This is a genomic window from Pseudoalteromonas sp. S3178, from assembly GCF_005886985.1.
GTDB lineage: Bacteria > Pseudomonadota > Gammaproteobacteria > Enterobacterales > Alteromonadaceae > Pseudoalteromonas > Pseudoalteromonas carrageenovora.
Genome location: NZ_PNCW01000076.1, coordinates 33,392 through 53,543, shown reverse-complemented (window position 1 = coordinate 53,543; position 20,152 = coordinate 33,392). Strand labels below are relative to the sequence as shown.

Annotated in this window: 18 protein-coding genes; 5 read left to right on the top strand and 13 right to left on the bottom strand. The window is 38.9% G+C overall.

Annotation, left to right across the window (positions count from 1 at the left end):
* Positions 1 to 68: 68 nt before the first annotated feature.
* Positions 69 to 1,574 carry a BCCT family transporter gene (locus CWC11_RS18330; protein WP_249330769.1) on the bottom strand — a complete coding sequence of 502 codons (1,506 nt, stop codon included), beginning with the start codon at positions 1,572 to 1,574 and terminating at the stop codon, positions 69 to 71.
* Between the two features lie 347 nt (positions 1,575 to 1,921).
* On the opposite strand from CWC11_RS18330, the gene CWC11_RS18325 reads away from it, so the two are divergent.
* Entirely contained in the window at positions 1,922 to 2,338 is a 417-nt protein-coding gene (locus CWC11_RS18325) for an MgtC/SapB family protein (protein ID WP_058549073.1), read from the top strand.
* Between the two features lie 140 nt (positions 2,339 to 2,478).
* The gene (locus CWC11_RS18320) at positions 2,479 to 3,663 is read left to right on the top strand and encodes an acetyltransferase domain-containing protein (RefSeq protein ID WP_138683845.1); all 1,185 of its coding nucleotides are present in this window, start codon (positions 2,479 to 2,481) and stop codon (positions 3,661 to 3,663) included.
* 75 nt (positions 3,664 to 3,738) lie between these two features.
* Here the strand turns inward: CWC11_RS18320 and CWC11_RS18315 are convergent, their stop codons facing one another.
* The 3 genes from CWC11_RS18315 to CWC11_RS18305 form a co-directional block, all read right to left on the bottom strand.
* Positions 3,739 to 4,764 carry an energy transducer TonB gene (locus CWC11_RS18315; RefSeq protein ID WP_138683844.1) on the bottom strand — a complete coding sequence of 342 codons (1,026 nt, stop codon included), beginning with the start codon at positions 4,762 to 4,764 and terminating at the stop codon, positions 3,739 to 3,741.
* Positions 4,765 to 4,987: 223 nt separating this feature from the next.
* Positions 4,988 to 6,802, bottom strand: coding sequence for a CBM96 family carbohydrate-binding protein (locus CWC11_RS18310; protein ID WP_138683843.1), 1,815 nt, complete (start codon positions 6,800 to 6,802; stop codon positions 4,988 to 4,990).
* 353 nt (positions 6,803 to 7,155) lie between these two features.
* Positions 7,156 to 9,063 carry a beta-ketoacyl synthase gene (locus CWC11_RS18305; RefSeq protein ID WP_138683842.1) on the bottom strand — a complete coding sequence of 636 codons (1,908 nt, stop codon included), beginning with the start codon at positions 9,061 to 9,063 and terminating at the stop codon, positions 7,156 to 7,158.
* Between the two features lie 124 nt (positions 9,064 to 9,187).
* Between CWC11_RS18305 and CWC11_RS18300 the strand changes: the two genes are divergently transcribed.
* The gene (locus tag CWC11_RS18300; RefSeq protein WP_138683841.1) at positions 9,188 to 10,198 is read left to right on the top strand and encodes a GlxA family transcriptional regulator; all 1,011 of its coding nucleotides are present in this window, start codon (positions 9,188 to 9,190) and stop codon (positions 10,196 to 10,198) included.
* Positions 10,199 to 10,273: 75 nt separating this feature from the next.
* Positions 10,274 to 11,500 (top strand): EAL domain-containing protein, encoded by a 1,227-nt coding sequence (locus tag CWC11_RS18295; protein WP_138683840.1) that lies wholly within the window; start codon positions 10,274 to 10,276, stop codon positions 11,498 to 11,500.
* 31 nt (positions 11,501 to 11,531) lie between these two features.
* Here CWC11_RS18295 and CWC11_RS18290 read toward each other — a convergent pair whose 3' ends face one another.
* From CWC11_RS18290 to CWC11_RS18280, 3 genes are read right to left on the bottom strand one after another with little or no spacing between them, the layout of a single operon-like run.
* Complete coding sequence (locus CWC11_RS18290) at positions 11,532 to 12,044, bottom strand: MgtC/SapB family protein (RefSeq protein WP_138683839.1); 513 nt, start codon at positions 12,042 to 12,044, stop codon at positions 11,532 to 11,534.
* A 17-nt stretch (positions 12,045 to 12,061) separates the two neighbouring features.
* Complete coding sequence (locus CWC11_RS18285) at positions 12,062 to 13,171, bottom strand: GNAT family N-acetyltransferase/peptidase C39 family protein (protein ID WP_138683838.1); 1,110 nt, start codon at positions 13,169 to 13,171, stop codon at positions 12,062 to 12,064.
* 4 nt (positions 13,172 to 13,175) lie between these two features.
* Complete coding sequence (locus CWC11_RS18280; protein ID WP_138683837.1) at positions 13,176 to 14,570, bottom strand: RimK family ATP-grasp domain-containing protein; 1,395 nt, start codon at positions 14,568 to 14,570, stop codon at positions 13,176 to 13,178.
* Between the two features lie 305 nt (positions 14,571 to 14,875).
* On the opposite strand from CWC11_RS18280, the gene CWC11_RS18275 reads away from it, so the two are divergent.
* Entirely contained in the window at positions 14,876 to 15,214 is a 339-nt protein-coding gene (locus tag CWC11_RS18275; RefSeq protein ID WP_138683836.1) for a zinc ribbon domain-containing protein YjdM, read from the top strand.
* 67 nt (positions 15,215 to 15,281) lie between these two features.
* On the opposite strand, the gene CWC11_RS18270 is transcribed toward CWC11_RS18275, so the two are convergent.
* From CWC11_RS18270 to secD, 6 genes are all read right to left on the bottom strand, one after another.
* Positions 15,282 to 15,653: a hypothetical protein gene (locus tag CWC11_RS18270; RefSeq protein WP_138683835.1), complete on the bottom strand. Its 372-nt coding sequence runs from the start codon at positions 15,651 to 15,653 to the stop codon at positions 15,282 to 15,284.
* Between the two features lie 300 nt (positions 15,654 to 15,953).
* Positions 15,954 to 16,286, bottom strand: coding sequence for a hypothetical protein (locus tag CWC11_RS18265; RefSeq protein ID WP_349304432.1), 333 nt, complete (start codon positions 16,284 to 16,286; stop codon positions 15,954 to 15,956).
* Positions 16,287 to 16,355: 69 nt separating this feature from the next.
* Positions 16,356 to 16,589 (bottom strand): hypothetical protein, encoded by a 234-nt coding sequence (locus CWC11_RS18260; protein WP_138683833.1) that lies wholly within the window; start codon positions 16,587 to 16,589, stop codon positions 16,356 to 16,358.
* A gap of 143 nt (positions 16,590 to 16,732) precedes the next feature.
* A complete protein-coding gene (locus tag CWC11_RS18255) occupies positions 16,733 to 17,209 on the bottom strand; it encodes a GreA/GreB family elongation factor (protein WP_138683832.1) in 477 nt (158 codons plus the stop codon).
* Between the two features lie 114 nt (positions 17,210 to 17,323).
* Positions 17,324 to 18,256: a protein translocase subunit SecF gene (secF, locus tag CWC11_RS18250; protein WP_138683831.1), complete on the bottom strand. Its 933-nt coding sequence runs from the start codon at positions 18,254 to 18,256 to the stop codon at positions 17,324 to 17,326.
* Complete coding sequence (gene secD, locus CWC11_RS18245) at positions 18,249 to 20,087, bottom strand: protein translocase subunit SecD (RefSeq protein ID WP_138683830.1); 1,839 nt, start codon at positions 20,085 to 20,087, stop codon at positions 18,249 to 18,251. Before secD ends, secF begins: the two co-directional genes overlap by 8 nt.
* Positions 20,088 to 20,152: the final 65 nt, after the last annotated feature.

Sequence of the window (20,152 nt, the reverse complement as noted above, 5' to 3'; positions counted from 1 at the left end):
TAATTTTGAACACAGTAAACCTACTATTTAATACGATGCTTACTCATGTTTTTAAAACCAGTATAAGTCTAGTGCTTAAATTCACTTATAAACTCTTTAATAAAACCCACCAGCTGTAAAATAAAAATAACCAAAAAGGGAAGCGCGCCAATAATGGCCACACTTCTATTGAGTGGTTCGTTATTTTGAACAAGTAATACAAAGGCACATAAACCTAAAGCAAAAGACCACCCATATAAACTAGCTGAGTTATTAGTATGCATATTTTTATTTGACGAACTTAACTCCTTTATTACAAGTATTGCTGAGTCTACCGATGTTGCTACAAAAATTAGCAGAAGCAGTAAGCTTGACCAAATTAAAATACTTCCCTGCCAGCCTAATTGTGCAAAAAATACAAATAGCCCTTGTGTATAATCGGCTTTAATAGCCGCTAAAATACCTGCATTATGCGTTTGGTCCCATGCTATGGCCGACCCCGAAAAAACACTAAACCATATTATGGTTACAAAAGTAGGCACAAACACTACGCCTATAATGTATTGCCAAACTGGTCTACCTTGGCTTATTTTAGCTAAAAACACACCTACAAATGGCCCCCAAGCTAACCACCAAAAGTAATAATTATAGGTCCAACCATTTGCCCACTCAGGGTTTTTAAGTACGCTTTCTAATTGCCAAGTACCAGTAGTAATGAGTTGAATGTAATCCCAAGTCCCCCCTATTGCTATATCAATAATTGGTTTTATCGGTACATAAAATAATAACCATATAATCAGCCCAAAAGCTAAAAAAACATTAAACTTACTCAGCGCTTGAACACCCTTTTTCAGGCCAAGCTTTGCAGAAACCGTATACAAAATAACGATCAAACTAATTATAATAAAACCTGAAAGCAATACCGACTCAACGCCAAGCTTTAACTCCAATCCTTTACGAAGCAATAACGTTGAGTTTGCAATAGTCCCTACGACGCCAAAAAATATTGCAAATATGGCTATAAGTTTAATACTAAAGCTCAACTTTAATTGCCAACCTCTATTAATAATCCCTTTGGTTGCATTAATTACAGGCGCGGTTATATCGCCAGCTTTACCACTTTGAGTACTAAGCCCTCCTAAAACTAAACCAAACACCGCATACAGTGCCCATGCATGCGCTCCCCAATTTACAAGTGTAAGCGCCAAGCCACTAGTTTGAGTGTTTGCATATAAACTTTGTTTTAGTACAGAATTAACTGAATGAAGTGCAGGTTCAGCTACGCCCCAAAAAATTAACCCAGACCCCATACCCGCCGCAAAAAGCATAGAAAGCCAGCCAAACAGACTAAATTCAATATGAGCATGTTCTCCACCCATTTTACGTTGCCCAATTGGGCTAATCGCAATGGCAATTACCGCAAATAGTAAAAGATTTACCAAAATAAAAAATGGTGCTCCTAACAAGCCTAATAAATCATTAATAACTGGCTGTAAGTTTGTCGTTAGTAATTCAGGAAATAAAAAAGCGACAATAGATAAACTAAGGCAAAGTAATAAGGCTGTTTTTTCAAGCTTTGAAGTTGTTAAGTGCAAGTGGCTCTCGCGCATATGTTGTTTATGTTTAAAAGAATAAGGCGCTTTAAGACACAGTTCAAATGTTCTTATGTCAATTGCTTAATTAAGTGAGCTAATTTAGGGTTTTATAGGTAAAAACCTCGGTGGAAGTAATGAAAAACGTGTTATTAAAATTCTCTAAAAAGCAACGTCTGCCCATTGCTATTTATGTTCATTATTGAGTAAAAGCGTAACTGATTGTGTAAATGTTTCTAGCTCTTTTAACTCTAGGGGCACAATTAACTAATAAACCACTGTTTTATAATTAGTTTTAAGTTGGCTTATCTATTGCTATTAATTTACAAACTTTACCAACAGGAATAACAATGGAAATTGATTTACAGTGGAATGAAATCATAGATAATTTAATTCACCTCGGCATAGCCTATTTGCTTGCTCTTCCTATGGCTTACGATAGAGAGCGCAGCCACGATGGTGCAGGATTACGAACTTTCCCTTTAGTTGCCGTAGCATCATGTGGTTATGCGCTAATAGCGATGTCGGTACTAGATGGTGCTGAGGCGCAATCTAAAATGCTGCAAGGCATAATCACCGGTATTGGTTTTATAGGCGGTGGTGCAATTTTAAAAAATAATAAGTCAACGTCAGGCACTGCAACTGCAGCAAGTATTTGGAATATGGGGTTAATTGGCATTGCTGTAGCGTATAGCCGTTATGAAATAGCGATACTGCTCGCTGTTATTAATTTTATAACACTCAGGTACGTTAAAAAGTTTAAATAGCCACAAATCTGGATACTAAACTTTTTACGAACTTTAAAGAGTTAGCTTAATGTATATAAACTAACTCCCTCAAACTCGCATGGTGTTATTATATAACATATAATAATGGCAAATTTTTATCACGCGTTTTGAACTTATTAATGTCAATCACATCCGCTACGCCTCGACTGCATCACATTGATTTACTTCGAGGTATTATCATAATATTTATGGTTATAGACCATGGCATGTATTACTGCCTAAATTATTCAGTGAACGATCCGATGACTATTCCGGGGACTGATCCCCTAACCTTTTTCACCCGTTTTGTTTCGCACTTTTGTGCGCCTCTTTTTGTATTTTTAGCGGGGCTGTCTGCGGCTATAACCGAGCATAAATACGCCTCTACCAAAGCATTTTCACTCAACTTGATTGTCCGCGGTTTAGTACTTATTTTGTTTGAATTTACTATCGTTTCATGGTCGTGGAGCTTTAACCCGTTATTTCCTATGTTATACGCACAAGTTATTTGGGCTATAGGTTGGGGCTTTGTAATGCTGGGGCTACTTCGTTTAGTTGGCTTACATGCTGTATTTATAGCGGGTTTGCTATTAGTATTTGGCCACAATATGTTTGATGGTGTAAGTTTTGAGCCTAATACTCTAGCAAATACGCTTTGGTCTATAGCTCATCAAAAAAATGTACTCGCACTGCCTTTCGACTTTAAAATCAGAACAACCTACCCTGTAGCCCCCATTGTAGGCTTAATGGCACTCGCTTATTGCGCCGGTGTTTATTACAAAGCGAAAGAATACAGTACAAAAGCGATAAACCATGCAGCTTTACTGGGTATAAGTTGCTTAGCTTTATATGCAATGCTACGCGGTTTTAACTTATACGGTGACGCTTCAATATTTACAGTTCATAGTAATACTTTTGAAACCGTTATGTCGTTTTTAAACCCAACAAAATACCCTCTTTCCTTACAGTTTATGCTGTTAACAGTAGGCTTGGGCCTTATAGCACTTAAGCTTTTGAGCCACTTTAAAGTAGACTTCTCTCATGGCTTTTTACAAGTACTCGGTAAAACCAGTATGTTTTCATACCTAGTACATTTGTATTTATTGCATGCAATAGCCTGGCTATTAATTCCCTTTTTAGGGCTTAACTTTAGCGATATGACCTACGGAGAAACCCTTGTGGGTTTACCACCAGGTTATGGGATGAGCTACATAGCAACGCTTACATTTATAGCTGTAGTGATTGGGCTTACCACCTTACTTGCTAAGCGCTACATTACCTGGAAGCGAAATAACAAACGCAGTTTAATTGCTAAATATATATAAAATTTAAATACTTTAAAAACAAAAACCCCGCATTAGTCTGCGGGGATATAATTAGTAAGTATACTTAGTAAATTTTTATAAAAAGCTTTCACCACTTTGTTTAATTGTAACTGTTTGAGCCTGAGCGCTTTTTAATAGTAACCCACAGCGCACATCGTTTTTCGAAATTACAATTTTATCAATAGCGCTTGTATCGTAATCTACTACTTTATTTTCACAGCGAAGCTGCACTTTAGATAAAGGCTTTTCAGTCTTTAGTTCAACTTCACTTTTCGACAATAAAGGTAAAACAGCTTGCTCAGACTCAAGCAATATTTGCTGATTTATATCACCCGAATTTTTATATATATCGTTCACTTGCGCTAATAACTGCGCTTTATTTTGCTCTGAAAAGGTTATAGATTCTATATCGCCTAATGCCTCAATAGCATCGTAAGCGCGCACATAATCTTGCTTTGATATAAACCACTGCAATGCATTTTTAATCACTCGCTTTTTAATTTGGTCGGGTAAGTTATCCCTAAATAAAAACGCTTCATAAATATGCTCATCAAAGCTTTGCCAGTCTTGTACAAAGTAGCTGTGTTGACTTTTGAGCCACGCGAGTAAAACTATCTCAACAGTATTTTTAGTATGCTCGTTTTCTAATTCAGTAATATACGTTTTAGCTTCATCGAACTTTTTATTATCAATAAGCTGGCTGGCTTTTTCATAATCGTTGAAAAACCCTGGAGATGCCTGATCGTTAGAAAAACTGGCATGTACATTTTGTGAGCTTACAGTAATAGTTTTAGCTGAAGAAATAGCCCCGCCATTAAGTTGTGCACTTTTATAATTAAGTTTAGAAACGTAATCGATAACTTCTCGTTGATACTTTTTTTGCCCTGCTGTGGCCACAATTTCGATATCACTTACTTGCCCGTTTTTATCGACTACATAACTGCTCAGGTTAATCCCCTCTAACCTTGAGGCACGCGGTGACGTATTAGTGAGCTGGTCGTAATTTTTATTTATCACCTGTGCTGGTACAAAATCATCTGCTGATACTGATAAGTGAGTAAAGGTTGAAGCTAGAGAAAGTGCGAGTAAAAGTTTTTTCATCGATTTATCCATCCTAGATTATGTTTCTATTATAAAAACAAATCTAGCTTATAAACGCAAGATAAGAAACAACCAACATGATGTTTTTTCGAGCGATGAATTATTAATTATGTAAAGCTCAAATACAAAAGGCGCTTCAAACAGCGCCTTAAGTTCAATTAAATTATATAAAGATTTATAGTTAATATGCTTAACTAAAGTTTATAAATGTTATTTTAAACGACTAATCATATTCTGCCTTTTTCCAAACTTTTACGTAATCTACTAACATATTAGTAAAAAAGTCATCATCAATATTACTTGAATTACCATCCCAGCCACCTACTTGTAATGATAATATTATATATGAGGGTAAACTACCTACTCTTTCGCTCTCAAACTCCCAGACCTTGTCTCCATCTATGTACATAGCAACATAATAAGGTTCCCAATGCATACCATAAACATGAAAGCCATTGTCCGAGCTATTAAGGTAAAGTTCTCCAGAATCTTTTGATTCATGCTTCCTACCATAACCATCCCAGTGAAGAGCTGACCAACTTACACCTTCTCCCCAAGTTCCAAGGTACTCCATAATATCGAACTCCATTCCTTTACCAAAGGTAGACGAAGTGTCACCCCACACGTCTTTAACTAGAAGAGATGGGTATTCACCATAATTTTCATCTGAGTACTCTCCTCCACGAACGTATGCATCATCCGTTGCAACAATATTGTTTTCATTAACAATTAAAATAGGTCTATCATTTAAATTATTGGTCTCAGTGCTAAAAACTTCAACAAGCTGCTTTCGCATATAATTATCTACTAATGCAAAACTAGCCTCTTTACCTGCAATTTGTTGATCGCGTATATAATCAGTAACATCAACTTCAATTATATTACCTCTTGTCTCTCCATATCTTTGAACAAACCAAGCAGGATCAATTTTTGGCTTAGTATTCCAAGTAACAGTATCTTCAGACCAGTCCGTTGTAAGTGTTTTATGTATTGCAATACTACTTTTATTTGTTGCTTCGGAGATTTTGAACCGTAAAATTGCGGAGTAAGCAGCTTCATGGATGTCATTAAGATCAAACTTTAATAATGCTTGTCTTCTGTATGAATTATTACCATAAATACCTTTGTCTGGGAGCAACCAAAATGCAGGCCAAGCACCGTGTGTAGACTCGTGCTTTATCCTCGCTTCAAAATACCCATATTGCTGTCTAAATTTTCTAAAAGTACTGACTTCTGCACCTTTGTATTTATATGATTTACTCCCCTGATCAAGATTACTTCTCTCTGCCTTAAGTGATAGCATACCTGCTTCAACATCAATATTTTCACGCCCCGCATTCCCAGCGATACCACTCATTCCTAAATACTGTTTTCCTACATGCCAGTAACTAGGGTCAAGGGTGCTTGTATCAAATTCTTCTTCAAAAGACACAACCCAATCCCCAGATACAGGTGGGGAAGTGCTTATATCTGGTTCACTTTCAATAAAAGACACAGAGTCCATGTAAAACGTTCCAGTCCCTTGTGGCCCTTGAATTCCAAGCGCTAAAACATTTTCACCCTCGTTTAAGTCAAAATGCTTAAGGTGAATTTGAATCTTATGCCATTTATTATCAATATAATCACTGTGTCCAGGCTGTCCATTTAGTGTCCAGAATTCACTATTGGACTCATCAAGATTGATTTTTAAAGAGTTTTTTCCACGGCGAAACATCAATGTCCCTTTACTACCCGACACTCTGAAAATTTTTGCTTCAAGAATTGTATCTTTATAAGGAGGGATTTTAGCAATGCGTAATCCAGATTGTGTCCAATTGTGAGCTTTCATCGCTATTGCAATAGAACCATCTGCGACGGGATCATCTGCTTGTGTTAATGATGATTTACTTGATGAAGTAGACCATAATGATGTTCCATTTTGCGGTGTGTCATCAAATAAAACAGTTGAAGCTAAACTAACCTGTGACCCAAAAAATATAATATAAAAAGTGAGGTACTTTGCTCTAATAAGCCATTTAATTAATGATGTTAATTTCATTGCTATTCCTAAATTGATTAATAATATTGAGTATTAAAATCAGCTCAGCCGAAAACCAAGTGATTAAAAACCTAGTTACAAATAAATGTAAATACAGTTAATAGCCAAATTAATAATTTTTTAGTTTTAGGAATAGTTTTGATATGGCTTATCTATTAATAAATAGTATGGAACAGATATAATAATTTTCAATTAAAGCCAGCATTAAAACTAATGAGATATACTTATTTTTTCAATTTTTAATTACATATCATAACTTTGAATATAAAAATAATATGATGTTTTTTAAATTGAATTAATATTTAAATAAAAAAGGCGCTTTAAGCAGCGCCTTGGGATTCAAGTATGTGTGCTTAAAACATATCTTGATAGGAGTTGGTTGTACTAAACGAAATCGCTTTCTCAAAACCAGGAAGCTCTATGCAGTCTTCGCCAATTACAATGTCGTTATCGTCAATGGCGCCATCGCCAAAACGGTATACTAATTCGTATTTGCCAAGGTCTGCTTGTGCTTTATAGGTATTTTGCGAAGCAGCAACAGATCTATTTTTATCTGCATAATTACTCATAACCTCATCACCGTGGCGCTTAGCAAGCATTTGCATCGTTACTTTAGCGCTAAGTACAGTCGCTGTGGCGTTATTACCGCCAAAGCCTTTTGAATTTATAAAGGCTATGTCCATATCGCCACAATCGTAATGACTGTTACGTATATCTAAGTGATCTGCATAAACATCGTCAGCAACTTTATCTATAGTCGTAATGCCCGGCATAATATTATGGCTAAATACACCCAGCGCAATAGCCAGCTGATCGCCACTAGCAGGTGCAATTGTATGCCCTACATAAGCTTTTGGCGCTGTTACTTTCCAACTATCAATGGCAAAGGTTTGCGCTACTTTATGATAAATAAGTGACTCAGTTACTCTGTTTTGCGGTGTACTTGAACCATGCGCTAAAATAAAGCTGCGATTTTGAAGCGCCTCTTTACCTAATAAGCTTGTTGCCAATGCCGCAGATTTAGCCATGGTAATGTAATTACCCGGACCAGGAGAGGTGATTGACTTTTTAATACCATCGGCATTTACAAATACATCAGGTACTGAGCCCATAATATCTGCACCAAGCTCTAGTGCTAATGCATCATCCATTAAAATAGTGACTTGTGCGCCTTCACCTAATGTAAAACCACAGTTTTCGCCAAATGGGCGGCTGCTTTTACGGTAATCGGGCTCTTGTTCACTGCTTAAGTTATCTAAACGGCGCAGGCCTTCAACATTTGCAAGGGCGCTCATATTACCAAACCCTTCGACTACTTCAGGCGTTATAGCGCATTCAACACTTGCAACAACCGCAACACGGGTGCGCCCTGCTTGAATATCGTTTACTGCAGCGCGTAAGTTATATAAAAATGTGGCACATGCGCCCGAGGTAGAAAACGTAGTACCTACATTACCTGTAACGTACGCGTTTATAAAATCAGTCGACATCGTGTTTAAACCAAGTGCTAATTGCTTAGTACTAACACGATCGCCCTGCTGACGCGCTTTAACTAAACCACCTAATCCTTTATCGTCCATTTGGCCAATAACAGAGGCTGAATAGGTACCAATTTTATCTGGCTCTACGCTATTCATTATGTGTTGCCAGTCAAGGCCTGTTGATTTAATAGCATCGTTTGCAGCAAAAATGGTGGCTTGCAAACCGCGTGGCTGATAACGGCTGTTATACATAATTGATGGATCAAACCCAGTAGGAAACTGCCCCGCCGATTTAATTGGGTTGTCACGTGTAGAATCAAGCTTTACGTCTAAGTCTGCGGCTATCGTTACTTTTACTTTTTTGCCGTCAAGCTCTTGCACATTCCAGCTTGCAGGCACAGGGGTTGGTAAATCACGTGCGCGAGTTTCAAATACAATTGCGTTTTCGTCAGATGTCTTTAATGTCATTTTTTGCTGCCAAGGCGTGGCATCTGCATCAAAATGTTCTTTTTCAATTTTACGAATAAGCGTCCCAGCAATAATTTGCTCACCAAAGCGTGCTTCTATGTCGCTTTGCTCAACATTATTACCATTTGAATCTTGAAGGTTACCATCAACAACGCTTACCAAGTTCATTAATGTGGCGAGGCCTAAAAATGTTTCACTACGATCTTGTGCGTTTAATGCATCTAACACGATACGGCGGTAACCTTGATGGAAAGAAGTTCGGCCTGCGGCGTTAATACCGCCCATGCCTACAATTACAGGTAATGCTGTCATAATTAACCTTTAAAGCGTGTTATTGGAGAAGCAAACAGTTTAAATGGATTAACCACAACACTTTGTGCTTTAATAGCCAAATATTCAGCATTAAAGGCCAAAAAGTACTGGTCGGAGCTTTGGAATGAATAAAAAATCGCTTAATCCCGCGTTAAATATTGCAATTACTGTGTACCCACACTTACTCATTACCAGCTTAACGCTACCCATTGAAATGCTAAGAGCCGGCGAAGCCTATGCAAAAGGGCATTTAAACCAAGCTGACTTTAGACCACTTAGTATCAATTTAATTGCTAAAAATAATGAGCCAATACAAAACCGTACTGGCCTTGCTATAGTTCCCGATTGCACTACTGATAACGCACCGTATAACGATTTAATTATAGTACCCGGCATATGGCGAAACCCTCGTCCTGTCGTTCGTACTAATAAAGAGATAGTTGAGTGGCTACAAGAAAGCTTTGAAACTGGCAGCCATATAATTGGTGTTGGTACTGGTAATTGCTTAGTTGCAGAGGCAGGGTTACTTGATGGGCACCCTGCTACAACCCACTGGCATTATGCAAAACAATTTAACCACGACTATCCATTGGTAATGCTAAAACCCGACTTTTTTATAACCCAATCTGAGCGCATGTATACGGTGGCAAGCTTAAATGCACTTGCCGATGTGATCGTACATATTATTAGCCAATATTACGGCAAAGCAGCTGCGCAGCACGTAGAACGTAACTTTTCGCACGAAGTACGTAAACCTTACGAAGATCAGCGCTACCTTGAAGGCGCGGTTGACCGCCACCCAGATGAACTAATAGCGCAAATTCAGTTTTGGCTTAAAACTAATTTAGCCAGCGAATTAAACCTGCAAGAAGTAGCGGCACAATTTAGTTTAAGCTACCGTACCTTTACACGGCGTTTTAAGCTTGCAACTAATCAAAGCCCTATAGAATATTGGCAGCAATTACGGGTTGAAGGTGCTAAAGAATTATTAGCGTCGTCTAATTTAACTATTCAAGAAGTGGCGCTTGAGGTCGGCTATAACGACCAAGGCCATTTAACTCGCGTGTTTAAAAAAGTGCTAAGCCAAACGCCAAGCGAGTACAGAAAAGTAGTGAGAAGAAAATTATTTGGATAATGCATAATAGTTATTGAGTGGCTTTTATTGTTATATAAATTACACTATTACCTAAAACCCGATTCAGGTTATTGTATGAGCGATGAAATAAAAAAACAGCTTTTTGAGCAACAAAGTGATGGCTCTATCGACGAAAAATTATTACGCCTGCTTTCGCTTGTGCGCAAACACCTAAAAATGGATGTTGCGTTTATATCGGAGTTTACAAAAACAGATCGCGTTTTTAAAGTGGTCGATAACCAAACCAACAACGCCTGTGTATCAGTTGGTAATTCAGATCCTATTTGCCAAACATATTGCAAAAAAATCTCAGATAACGAACTTGAACCCATCATACCAAACACGCATAAACACCCAATTACTAAGGCTATGCCAGTTACCAAAAAGTTAAATATTGGCTCATATATCGGTGTGCCTATAGTTTTAGCATCAGGTAAAATTTATGGCACCTTTTGTTGCTATAAAACGATATTTGATAGCAATTTAGATAATAAAGATTTGGCGTTTTTAAAGCTTATATCAGAGCTTGCTAGCGAGCTAATAGAGCAAAAAGCACAATCTGATACATTAAGTATTGAGACAAAAATACTCATTGAAAATATTATAAAAACAAAAGCTATCACTATTTATTTTCAGCCCATTTTTAACCTAGCGACTAACCGGCTATCGGGTTATGAGTCGCTTTCTCGATTTTTTACCGAGCCTTACAAAACACCCGATGTATGGTTTAAAGATGCCGATAATTTAGGGCTAGGTGAAGAGCTAGAAATACTTGCTATACAAAATACCCTGCACTGCATGGATGAGTTTGCCCCCCATGCCTACATAACCATTAATACATCGCCAGCGCATATATTATCGGGTGCAATTAATAACGTATTAAAAGATGTAGATTGCACCAGAATAATATTAGAAGTAACTGAGCATTCGCCTATTACAAACTACCAGGCTATGCGCGCTGCACTTGAGCCATTAAGAGCAAAAGGCGTAAAGCTGGCAATAGACGATGTAGGCGCTGGCTTTTCGTCTTTTCAACATATATTAGAGTTAGAAGCCGATATTATAAAGCTTGATATTAGCCTCACCCAAAATATAAATAACGACCGTAGAAAGTTTTTATTAGCAAAGGCGTTATGTGGTTTTGCAAAAGCAATTAACTGTTCAATTGTAGCTGAAGGCATAGAAAATGAAGATGAGCTTTTCACACTCAGAAAACTAAATGTAGATAACGTACAAGGTTATTTTATTGGTCGCCCCGCGCCAATTAACGAGGCAATAGAGTATCAAGCAGTCACACTTTAACTAATACATTTTAACGTAGTACGCCACTAAATTAGTGGCGTTCTGTGTCGTTAAACTCTTTTCGGTAGTAACGCTTTTGATAGCTTTTTACTTTAGTATGAACGCCTTTACTTAAGCTTTTAAATTTTGCTTCAAGTACATCTACACCGTATAAAATACCGACCACCAGCACTGAAAGTTTAATAGCAGCAGCTAAATTGTCTGTAGCTATCATTACGCCAATTGAGGCAAGCACCCAAATGGTTGCAGCTGAGGTAACCCCTACAACGGCTCCGTCTTTTGCAAGCATAACGCCAGCGCCTAAAAAGCCAATGCCTGTAATTATTTGCCCCACTACACGAGAATGATCAATCACATCGCCTTGTAAGTTAAACGCGGTCGATAAAAACAAATACGTGCCCAGCGTTATTAAAGCTGAGGTACGAATACCCACAGGTTTACCGCGTAACTGGCGCTCTATACCAATTATGGCACCGCAAAAAGCGGCGGTGCCAATGGCTGCCCATGAATAAGGGGCTACATCAATTAAATCTAAAAAAGTCACTCTTTACATTAAACCTATTAATTATTTGCAATGGCCACTGCGGTTCTTAGCCGTTGGCCACCAAATGCTGACATTTTACTAAAATCACTGCGCGCTATAGGTACGTACTGGCAATCTATTGCGAGTTGTTTGTCGCTTCCTGGCTCACAAAACGGGTCGTGAACATACACGCAGTGCTCATCAAGGTGGGTAACGCACACCCAATGGGGTGATTTTTTACCATCAAAACTGTATGTGCTAATTAATAACAGCACACTAAAGCCTTGGCTTAACCACTGTTCAATATGCTCAAGCTCAACATCTTTATGCGTAAGCGGTATATTTGCCTGTGCAATGCCATCAACAAATTGTTGGTGCACTGTTGTAAGTACCACTTTTTTGTTCTCATTGCGTACGCCATCTAAAAACAAAGGCTCTGTGGTATTTACCATGACCTCGCTTTTAAAGCCGCGTTTATTAGCCGCAAGTGCTAAACCAAACGGATGGCAACCACCATGTCCTGAGGTCATAAAAATGGTGGTACCTTCACGCCAAAGTGCCAGCTCATGTGATTGACTAAGCTCCGTTGTTGGCTTAAGTGCCCCCATTGCCATTAATAACGCCGCTGGCCCACAGGTAAACTCGGTCGTTTGCTGATACCACGGCGTTAATCGAGCTACTTTTAACTCACTCGTTTGGCGAATATTTTTTTGCATTCGCAGCGCATCACTATGATCATCGTAATAATCGCTATATTGGCCAAACACTCTGTAACCCAAACTTTTATAAAGCCCAATGGCACTTTCGTTATTTACGGCCACTTCTAAGCGTAAGTAAATTCGCCCACGCTCACTGGTTTGTTTTTCAAGCGCAGCTAATAGTATTTTGGCAATGCCTTTACCTTGCATTGTGGGTAGTACCGCAAGCGAATATAAACGCGCCAAACGTGTGCCTTTATGGCACCAAACTAGCCCGTAACCACATAGTTGCTCGCCATTTTCTGCAATTAGCAAAATACCGTGCTTAGCACTTAACCAACGCTTTAAACTACGCGGGCTCAATTTATCGTTATTAAAGCAAGCGTTTTCAACGTCTATTAGTGCGTTTAAATCACTGCTAATTGCCTTTCTAATAACAAGGTTGCTCATGTTATTAACCACGGCCTCGCGCTTCTAAACGTTGTTTAAATTCGTCCATAATAATCATGTATAGCTCGTCGCCTAAATAGCCGTCTTCTACTTTGTGATCAATACTTGGATTGTCATTTACTTCAAGCACATAAGCACGGCCCTGATGTTCTTTAACATCTACGCCATATAACCCTTTACCCACTGTTTTACACGCTTTTAAAGCGGCATCTAGTACGGCTTTTGGTAACTCAAAGGTAGGAAGCGTTTCAAAACCACCAGAGAAAAACCGTTTAGCATCGTGATTATAAATTTGCCAATGGTTGCGCGCCATTAAGTAGCGACACGCATATATAGCGCGGCCATTTAATACACCTACTCGCCAATCGTATTCTGTGTACATGTACTCTTGTGCAAGTACCAATGCGCTATATTCAAACAGCTCGGTTAATTTAGCTTCAAGCTCACTGCGGTTTGTAACTTTAAACACCCCTTTTGAGAACGACCCTTCAGGCATTTTTAAAACCAGCGGATAGGTAAACGCCTCTTCTAATTGCTCAAGCGTTTGCGCTGATTGATCAGCCACTACAACCGTTTTTAAACTGGGCACTTTTTGATAATTAAACGCATCGTGTAAATACACTTTATTACAACAACGTAAAATAGATTCAGCATCGTCAATTACCACTAAACCAAGGCTTTGCGCTTTGCTTGCAAGGCGATACGTTGGGTGGTCAATCGCTGTAGTTTGGCGAATAAATAACGCATCAAACTGGGCAATATTGTCAATTTCGTTAAAGCTTAATGCTTGTGCATAAATACCGTGTTTAGCCGCTGCTTTTATAAAACGTGCAATGGCGTCTTTATCACTCGGCGGCACTTTTTCGTTATGATCAACAAGTATTGCCATGTCCCATCTAAAACGACGTTGCACCGCACCAATTCGCCATTGCGTTTTAGTAAAGTTATCTAGCTTGGCAACAAAGTCGCTGTACTGCTGCTCATTTAAAGACGACAACGACCCCTTTTGTAATAAGCCTTGCTCGTCAACAAATAAAATTGGCGCTGGGTATTGTTTAAATACCGACTTTGCCGCTTTTGATTGTAAATCGTTTAGTGCATTACCAAAGTAAAGTGTGCCGTCTATTTGGCCCACATTTAACATAAGGGCTTGGCCACTACGAAGAGCATTTATTGTTTTTACACTTGGCAAAACTTGGTGCTTGCGCGCCTCAGCAAGTAGTGAGCAATAGTAACCTTTGCTCAAGTATTGGCTTGAGTCGCATAAATTAATAATGCGGGTTTTAGGTTCATTATGTTTTGGGTAATCACGTAAGTAACTATTAAACGTAATTACATTTTCGAACGATTGAGCAAGTGTTTGCTCGTTGTTATCAACCACTATTAAGGTTTTAAACACGACTTTTCCTAGTTAAGTCAGAAATATAAAAAACATGCCTAATAAAATACTCAGCACTATAAATAGAAACACCCATCGTACTAAGTGGGCATTGCGCGTATCACTTAATACGATGGGTGCTTTAACAAATACCTACTGTATGTGTTAGCGCTTAAATTGCTTAAGCGACATCTGCTTTATATGCCCTTTTTAAAAACCACACAAACGAGATATTTTTAGCGTGAAGATAAAAAATATTGATTAACTATATTTTCCTATTAATGCAGATTAAAATACGCAAAATTAATATTTTATGAGCGTTATAAATGTCACACCCAGCCTGCCCACAATGCCAATCAGAATATGTTTACGAAGACCAGCAACTGCTTATATGCCCTGAATGCGCCTATGAATGGAACCCAAATAGTACAAACGATGAAGACGCAATTTCAGTTAAAGATGCCAATGGCACACTACTTAATGATGGCGATAAAGTAACCGTAGCCAAAGATTTAAAAATAAAAGGCAGCTCACAAGTAATTAAAGTTGGTACAAAAGCAGTCGTTAGGCGTGTGCTTGATAAAAAAGATCACGAGCTAGATTGCAAAGTAGATGGCATTGGCGAAATGATGGTAACAGCGAAGTTTGTGAAAAAAGCTAACTAGTTGGGTAGGTCGGATAAATGGCGAAGCCACACAGCATGTCTCGCCACAACGATCGAAATAATTGATTTTATTTAGTTATTGGTGAGCATTCTTTAACAACCGCTAAACCCAAGTCTATGTGAGCTACAATATAGCCATATTCCTTCTTTGACAGTTTGCCAGTTTTGTACTGCTCTTTTGCCGACTTATGGTTCCATGATTCACCGCATTTTGACTCTGGAATTTGAAGCTTTAGGGTAAGTAGATATTCCTTTTCTTTATCTATGGAATACCCTTTTGTCACAGAGCTTTTCGCGCAGAGGCTAAGTGCATATTCAACCGCGAACTTATCCACGCTTGGTATACCAACAAACTCCACATCACACCCTAAAACACGTTCGCCAGAAGCCTTCGTGTAATAAAGCTTTCCTGTAGTGCAAGCTGATAATAAAAAGAGCATTGCGAAAATTGCTCCGTTCAAACTATTTATTTAGACTGACATCTATCTTAATTTCAAAGTTTAGGTGGGTGTCTAGTTAATTATGTTTTAAGTGCAAATTTAGGATGGGTGTCTTGTTTATTTACTACACTGGTTAGCTATAATCCGAAGCGCAGCATAGGAGCCAACCAGTATTTGTCCTTGTTGAAGCGCCAGTATAGCTAACGCCGCGTTAAGGTGTTAGCAGCTCTCGGCTAAACTTGAGCGAAACAAAAATGCCGAGCGTTGCGAATCACTCTTAAATGCTTTGTTATGTGAAAATTAAATGCTGTTTGAAAGGTCTACACTAAAGCGATCTTCGACAAATTTCTTTAACTCATTTAAAGATGTTGCCGTTTTTTCACCATTATAGTTAGCTCGAACCTGACATTTTGTTAAATCAAGACGAGCGAACTCAATTTCATTGGCAGCAATAACCATTGAACGGCAAAACCTAGACCGAGCTTTCAAACCTGCAGGAAAAGGCATAACTGCTAATGCAAAACATCGAGACCTTAAGCCATCCTCTTCAAAAGTTAGAGGTTTAGATACGTGAGCAAAGTCATTTCTAATCTTGCGAAGAATATTTAAGTCATGAACTACATTCTTTGACATTAGTCCTAACGCATATGCCATATCTATTCGAGACGAAAAACTGCCAAGACTACCACTGGAACTAAGCATTCATTCAATTAAGGCCACATTCTCGATAAAGTACGCCTTAAGCAGATCTATTAGAAGTTCGTCGATAAATGCGACAGCCATTAAAGCACAACCACGGTCTGACTCTTCTATTAGAACTTGCCTAAAAGATGTAATTTTCTTAACAATCTCTTGTTCTTCAGGAGGACAAAGTTCGGCAGTGTTCTTGAGCAACATCTCAGTAAAATCCTCAAAATCTTTTTCTGACAGCTTCATACGTCCTCTTTTCACATAACATCTTATTGAACACCATTTTGATGATTTATAACACACCAAAACGACTGTTAATAATGTTATGAGACAAATTAGCTTTGTCGGATGGCGCTTCGCTTATCCGACCTACATCTAAAACCAATGTTTTATAAAATTTCTACCACATCATATTCATGGTTTTTGCCTGCAATGGTTAGGCTTATTTCATCATCAAGCTGTTTGCCTAAAAGTTGTTTGCCTAGCGGGGCTTCGGGTGTAACAAGTTGAATAGTTTGCCCTTTTACTTCAACCGTTAAGCCACCTGCGGCTGGGCCTAAATAAAACCATTTTTGTATGGTGTTTTCATCTTCTAAACAAACGAGCGAGCTTATAATCACTTTATGGTGAGTAGGCTCTTTAAAAATGGCTTCAAATTGTTTAATGCTTTTGTAGCATTCGTTTACACGCTCGGCTTGGCCTTGTGCTAAATAAGCGGCTTCTAGTCCTAGTGTGTCGTACTGCGTTTCTGCTACGCTTTCTTCGTGAGTTGCGGCGTCGTGCGCGGCTTTGGCAGCTTGTTTTGCGCTGTTTAATTGTGCTTCAAGTGCAAATTTAAGGTGTTCAATTACGTGGGTTTTATTCATGGGGGAGCGCTAATAACCAATGCTGTAAACTATGTGGCTAATTTTAACGTTATAAGGCGCTTAAAACCATTATTTTAAGCGCCGATATGTTTACTTAATTATTAAGACTCGCATTTATGGCATATCCATTAATGCTTGGGTTTTTACATCTAGTTTTTCTTCGTAGTTTTTAGCACTTAACCCTAAAAGCTCAGGTAAGGTAGCCGCAATACAAATAGAAGAAAACGTGCCCACTACAATGCCTGTAAATAATGCAATAGCAAAGCCTTGTAATGGTGCGCCTGCGAGTAACCAAACGCTGGCAACCGTTGCAAGCGTGGTACCCGATGTAATAAGTGTGCGCGTTAAGGTGCTTTTTATCGCGCTATTTATAATACTTGCAGGGCTAAGTGCATTATTAGATTTAACACGTAAAAGCTCGCGTACTCTATCACCCACTATTATAGAGTCGTTAAGTGAGTAACCTATAATGGCGAGTAAACTGGCAAGTACGGTTAAATTAAACTCAATATTTAATAGCGAAAATAGCCCCAGTACGAGTAGTAAATCATGTACTAGCGCAACCACTGAGCCTACAGCTAAACGCCATTCAAACCGCACCGCTAAATAAAGCATTACTGCAACCATCGCTGAAAATAATGCTAAACAACCTTGCTCAAATAATTCATCACCCACTTGTGAGCCAATATACGCTGACGATAATACCTCAGCGTTTATATCTGCGTTTTGAGTAATGGCAGACTGCCAATCGTTACTATTTGCTGTTGAATCGCTAGGCGCTTCGCGTAGTTGAAAGTGGCTATTGCCTTGCGCTGTTAGCTCAAACTCGCCATTGTGATTTTTAGTAATAAACGATTTAAGCTCTTTTAGCTCAACACCTTGGCTGGTGGTAAATTCCGTTAGATAGCCACCGGTAAAGTCTAGGCCAAAATTAAGCCCTTTTTGACTAAGCGTAAATACCGATAGTAGTACGAGTATGGCGCTCAAAAGCATGCCTGAAAAACGCAGACGAGTGCCCGCCTCGCCCTTTAAAAAAGTGTTAAGCATGTGCATTTACTCCTGCTTTTTTAGCCAATTTTAAATATAACGTTTGGCTTAGTACTTTTGATACGTACACGCCAGTAAATACTGAAGTAATTAATCCAAGTGCCAATGTTATGGCAAAGCCTTTAACTGGCCCGTAACCTATGCCGTATAAAATAAGCGCGGTGATCATAGTGGTTATATTGGCATCAAATATTGTATTGGCCGCCTGTTTATACCCTTCTTGAATTGCTTGGTATGGCGTACGCCCTTTACGGCGCTCTTCTTTAATTCGCTCAAATATAATAACGTTGGTATCTACCGCCATACCAATAGTGAGCACAAGCCCAGCAATACCCGGAAGGGTTAATACAACCCCCGGTAATAATGACATTAGGCCAACAAGCGATGTTAAATTTAATAACAGCGCTACGTTTGCAATAAGCCCTAAGCGGCGATACCACAGCGCCATAAAGGCAAGTGTAATACCCATACCAAGCATTAATGCGGCTAAACCATTACTAATATTTTCGCTGCCAAGGCTTGGCCCTATTGTTTGCTCATGCACTATTGATACAGGCGCGGTTAGTGAACCTGCTCGTAATAACAGGGCTAAATCGGCCGCTGCTTGCTGGCTTTTCATATTGGTAATGCTAAAACGTGAGCTTAAATGCTGCGCTATATTAGCCACATTTATAACTTCACTTTTTTTAACGGTTTCACCGCTTGCGTTTTGAGAGTACTCAGAGTAAACCGTGGCCATAGGCTTACCAATATTAGCTTTTGAAAAAGCCGACATAGCATCGCCGCCTTGCCCATCTAGGCTAAGTTGAACCAGTGGCTTACCCCAATCGTCGCGGCCAATGTTTGCATTATTAATGTGATCGCCTGTAAAAATAGGCACAGGGTCAAGGTTTATGGTGCCACCCGACTGCATATTAAATGTTTTACCACCTATTTCTTTTAACTGATAAAACCCAAGTGATGCAGTCGCGCCAATAATACGCTTAGCCTCGGTTGGGTCTTGCACACCAGGCAACTCAATACGTATACGCTGTTTACCTTGTTGCTGCGTTACGGCTTCGGTAATACCTAATTCTTCAATGCGTGAGCGAAGCGTAGTAAGCGTTTGGCTCATTACTTCTTTATCGAAGTTGCTGCGCCCTTGCTCCGAGTAGCTAAATTTTGCGTTTTTAACATTCCCGTTATTGGCGGTTGTAACCGCTAAATTAGCAAAGCGACTTTGTAGCTCATCAATCACTGGGTTAAGTTTTTGCACCGCGTTAGGCAGTGCATTAATTTCAAAGCCATGCTTAGTTTGCTGCGCTTTAAGGCCGTGCGCTTTTTGCTTTATGATGATTGATTTAGCTTGTTGGTACGCACTGACTAATTGCTCATCAACGGCTTTATCTAAATCTACGTCAAGTACAAATAACACGCCGCCATTTAAATCAAGACCCAGCTTTATTGGTGATAAACCAAAATTTTGTAACCATGGTGGGCTGGTTGCATGCTCTACAATTTTAACTTGCGTGTTTGGATACTGCGCCTTTATAGCCGCTTGCGCTTGGGCGCTTTTAGTTGGCTCGTTTAACAGAATATTTATAGTTGATTGCTTATCTACGCCCTGTTCAACGTCTAAGCCTTGGTTATTTAAAAAAGTAACGAGTGCTTTAGTGCTTGGCACGGCCTTCGTTTCGCTATGAGGCGCGTTGCTTACATGCAACCACGATTTATTAGGGTATAAGTTGGGTAATGCGCTAATAGCTAATAAAATCAGCACAATAAGCATGGCTATATAGCTTAATTTAAATTTAGCCATAAATGGCTTTTGATCTTTTTTTACACTTAACATGTTTTTTCCTTATTGCCAGTTAATTACTGGCAACGTACTTTTTAAAAGTACAATTAATCTCAAGG

Coding starts and splice junctions, on each gene's coding strand:
- secD (WP_138683830.1), bottom strand. CDS start 20,087: ATGTTAAGTGTAAAAAAAGATCAAAAGCCATTTATGGCTAAATTTAAA.
- CWC11_RS18295 (WP_138683840.1), top strand. CDS start 10,274: ATGAGCGATGAAATAAAAAAACAGCTTTTTGAGCAACAAAGTGATGGC.
- CWC11_RS18275 (WP_138683836.1), top strand. CDS start 14,876: ATGTCACACCCAGCCTGCCCACAATGCCAATCAGAATATGTTTACGAA.
- CWC11_RS18265 (WP_349304432.1), bottom strand. CDS start 16,286: ATGTCAAAGAATGTAGTTCATGACTTAAATATTCTTCGCAAGATTAGA.
- CWC11_RS18300 (WP_138683841.1), top strand. CDS start 9,188: ATGAATAAAAAATCGCTTAATCCCGCGTTAAATATTGCAATTACTGTG.
- CWC11_RS18315 (WP_138683844.1), bottom strand. CDS start 4,764: ATGAAAAAACTTTTACTCGCACTTTCTCTAGCTTCAACCTTTACTCAC.
- CWC11_RS18260 (WP_138683833.1), bottom strand. CDS start 16,589: ATGAAGCTGTCAGAAAAAGATTTTGAGGATTTTACTGAGATGTTGCTC.
- CWC11_RS18325 (WP_058549073.1), top strand. CDS start 1,922: ATGGAAATTGATTTACAGTGGAATGAAATCATAGATAATTTAATTCAC.
- CWC11_RS18320 (WP_138683845.1), top strand. CDS start 2,479: ATGTCAATCACATCCGCTACGCCTCGACTGCATCACATTGATTTACTT.
- CWC11_RS18305 (WP_138683842.1), bottom strand. CDS start 9,063: ATGACAGCATTACCTGTAATTGTAGGCATGGGCGGTATTAACGCCGCA.
- CWC11_RS18285 (WP_138683838.1), bottom strand. CDS start 13,171: ATGAGCAACCTTGTTATTAGAAAGGCAATTAGCAGTGATTTAAACGCA.
- secF (WP_138683831.1), bottom strand. CDS start 18,256: ATGCTTAACACTTTTTTAAAGGGCGAGGCGGGCACTCGTCTGCGTTTT.
- CWC11_RS18255 (WP_138683832.1), bottom strand. CDS start 17,209: ATGAATAAAACCCACGTAATTGAACACCTTAAATTTGCACTTGAAGCA.
- CWC11_RS18310 (WP_138683843.1), bottom strand. CDS start 6,802: ATGAAATTAACATCATTAATTAAATGGCTTATTAGAGCAAAGTACCTC.
- CWC11_RS18270 (WP_138683835.1), bottom strand. CDS start 15,653: ATGCTCTTTTTATTATCAGCTTGCACTACAGGAAAGCTTTATTACACG.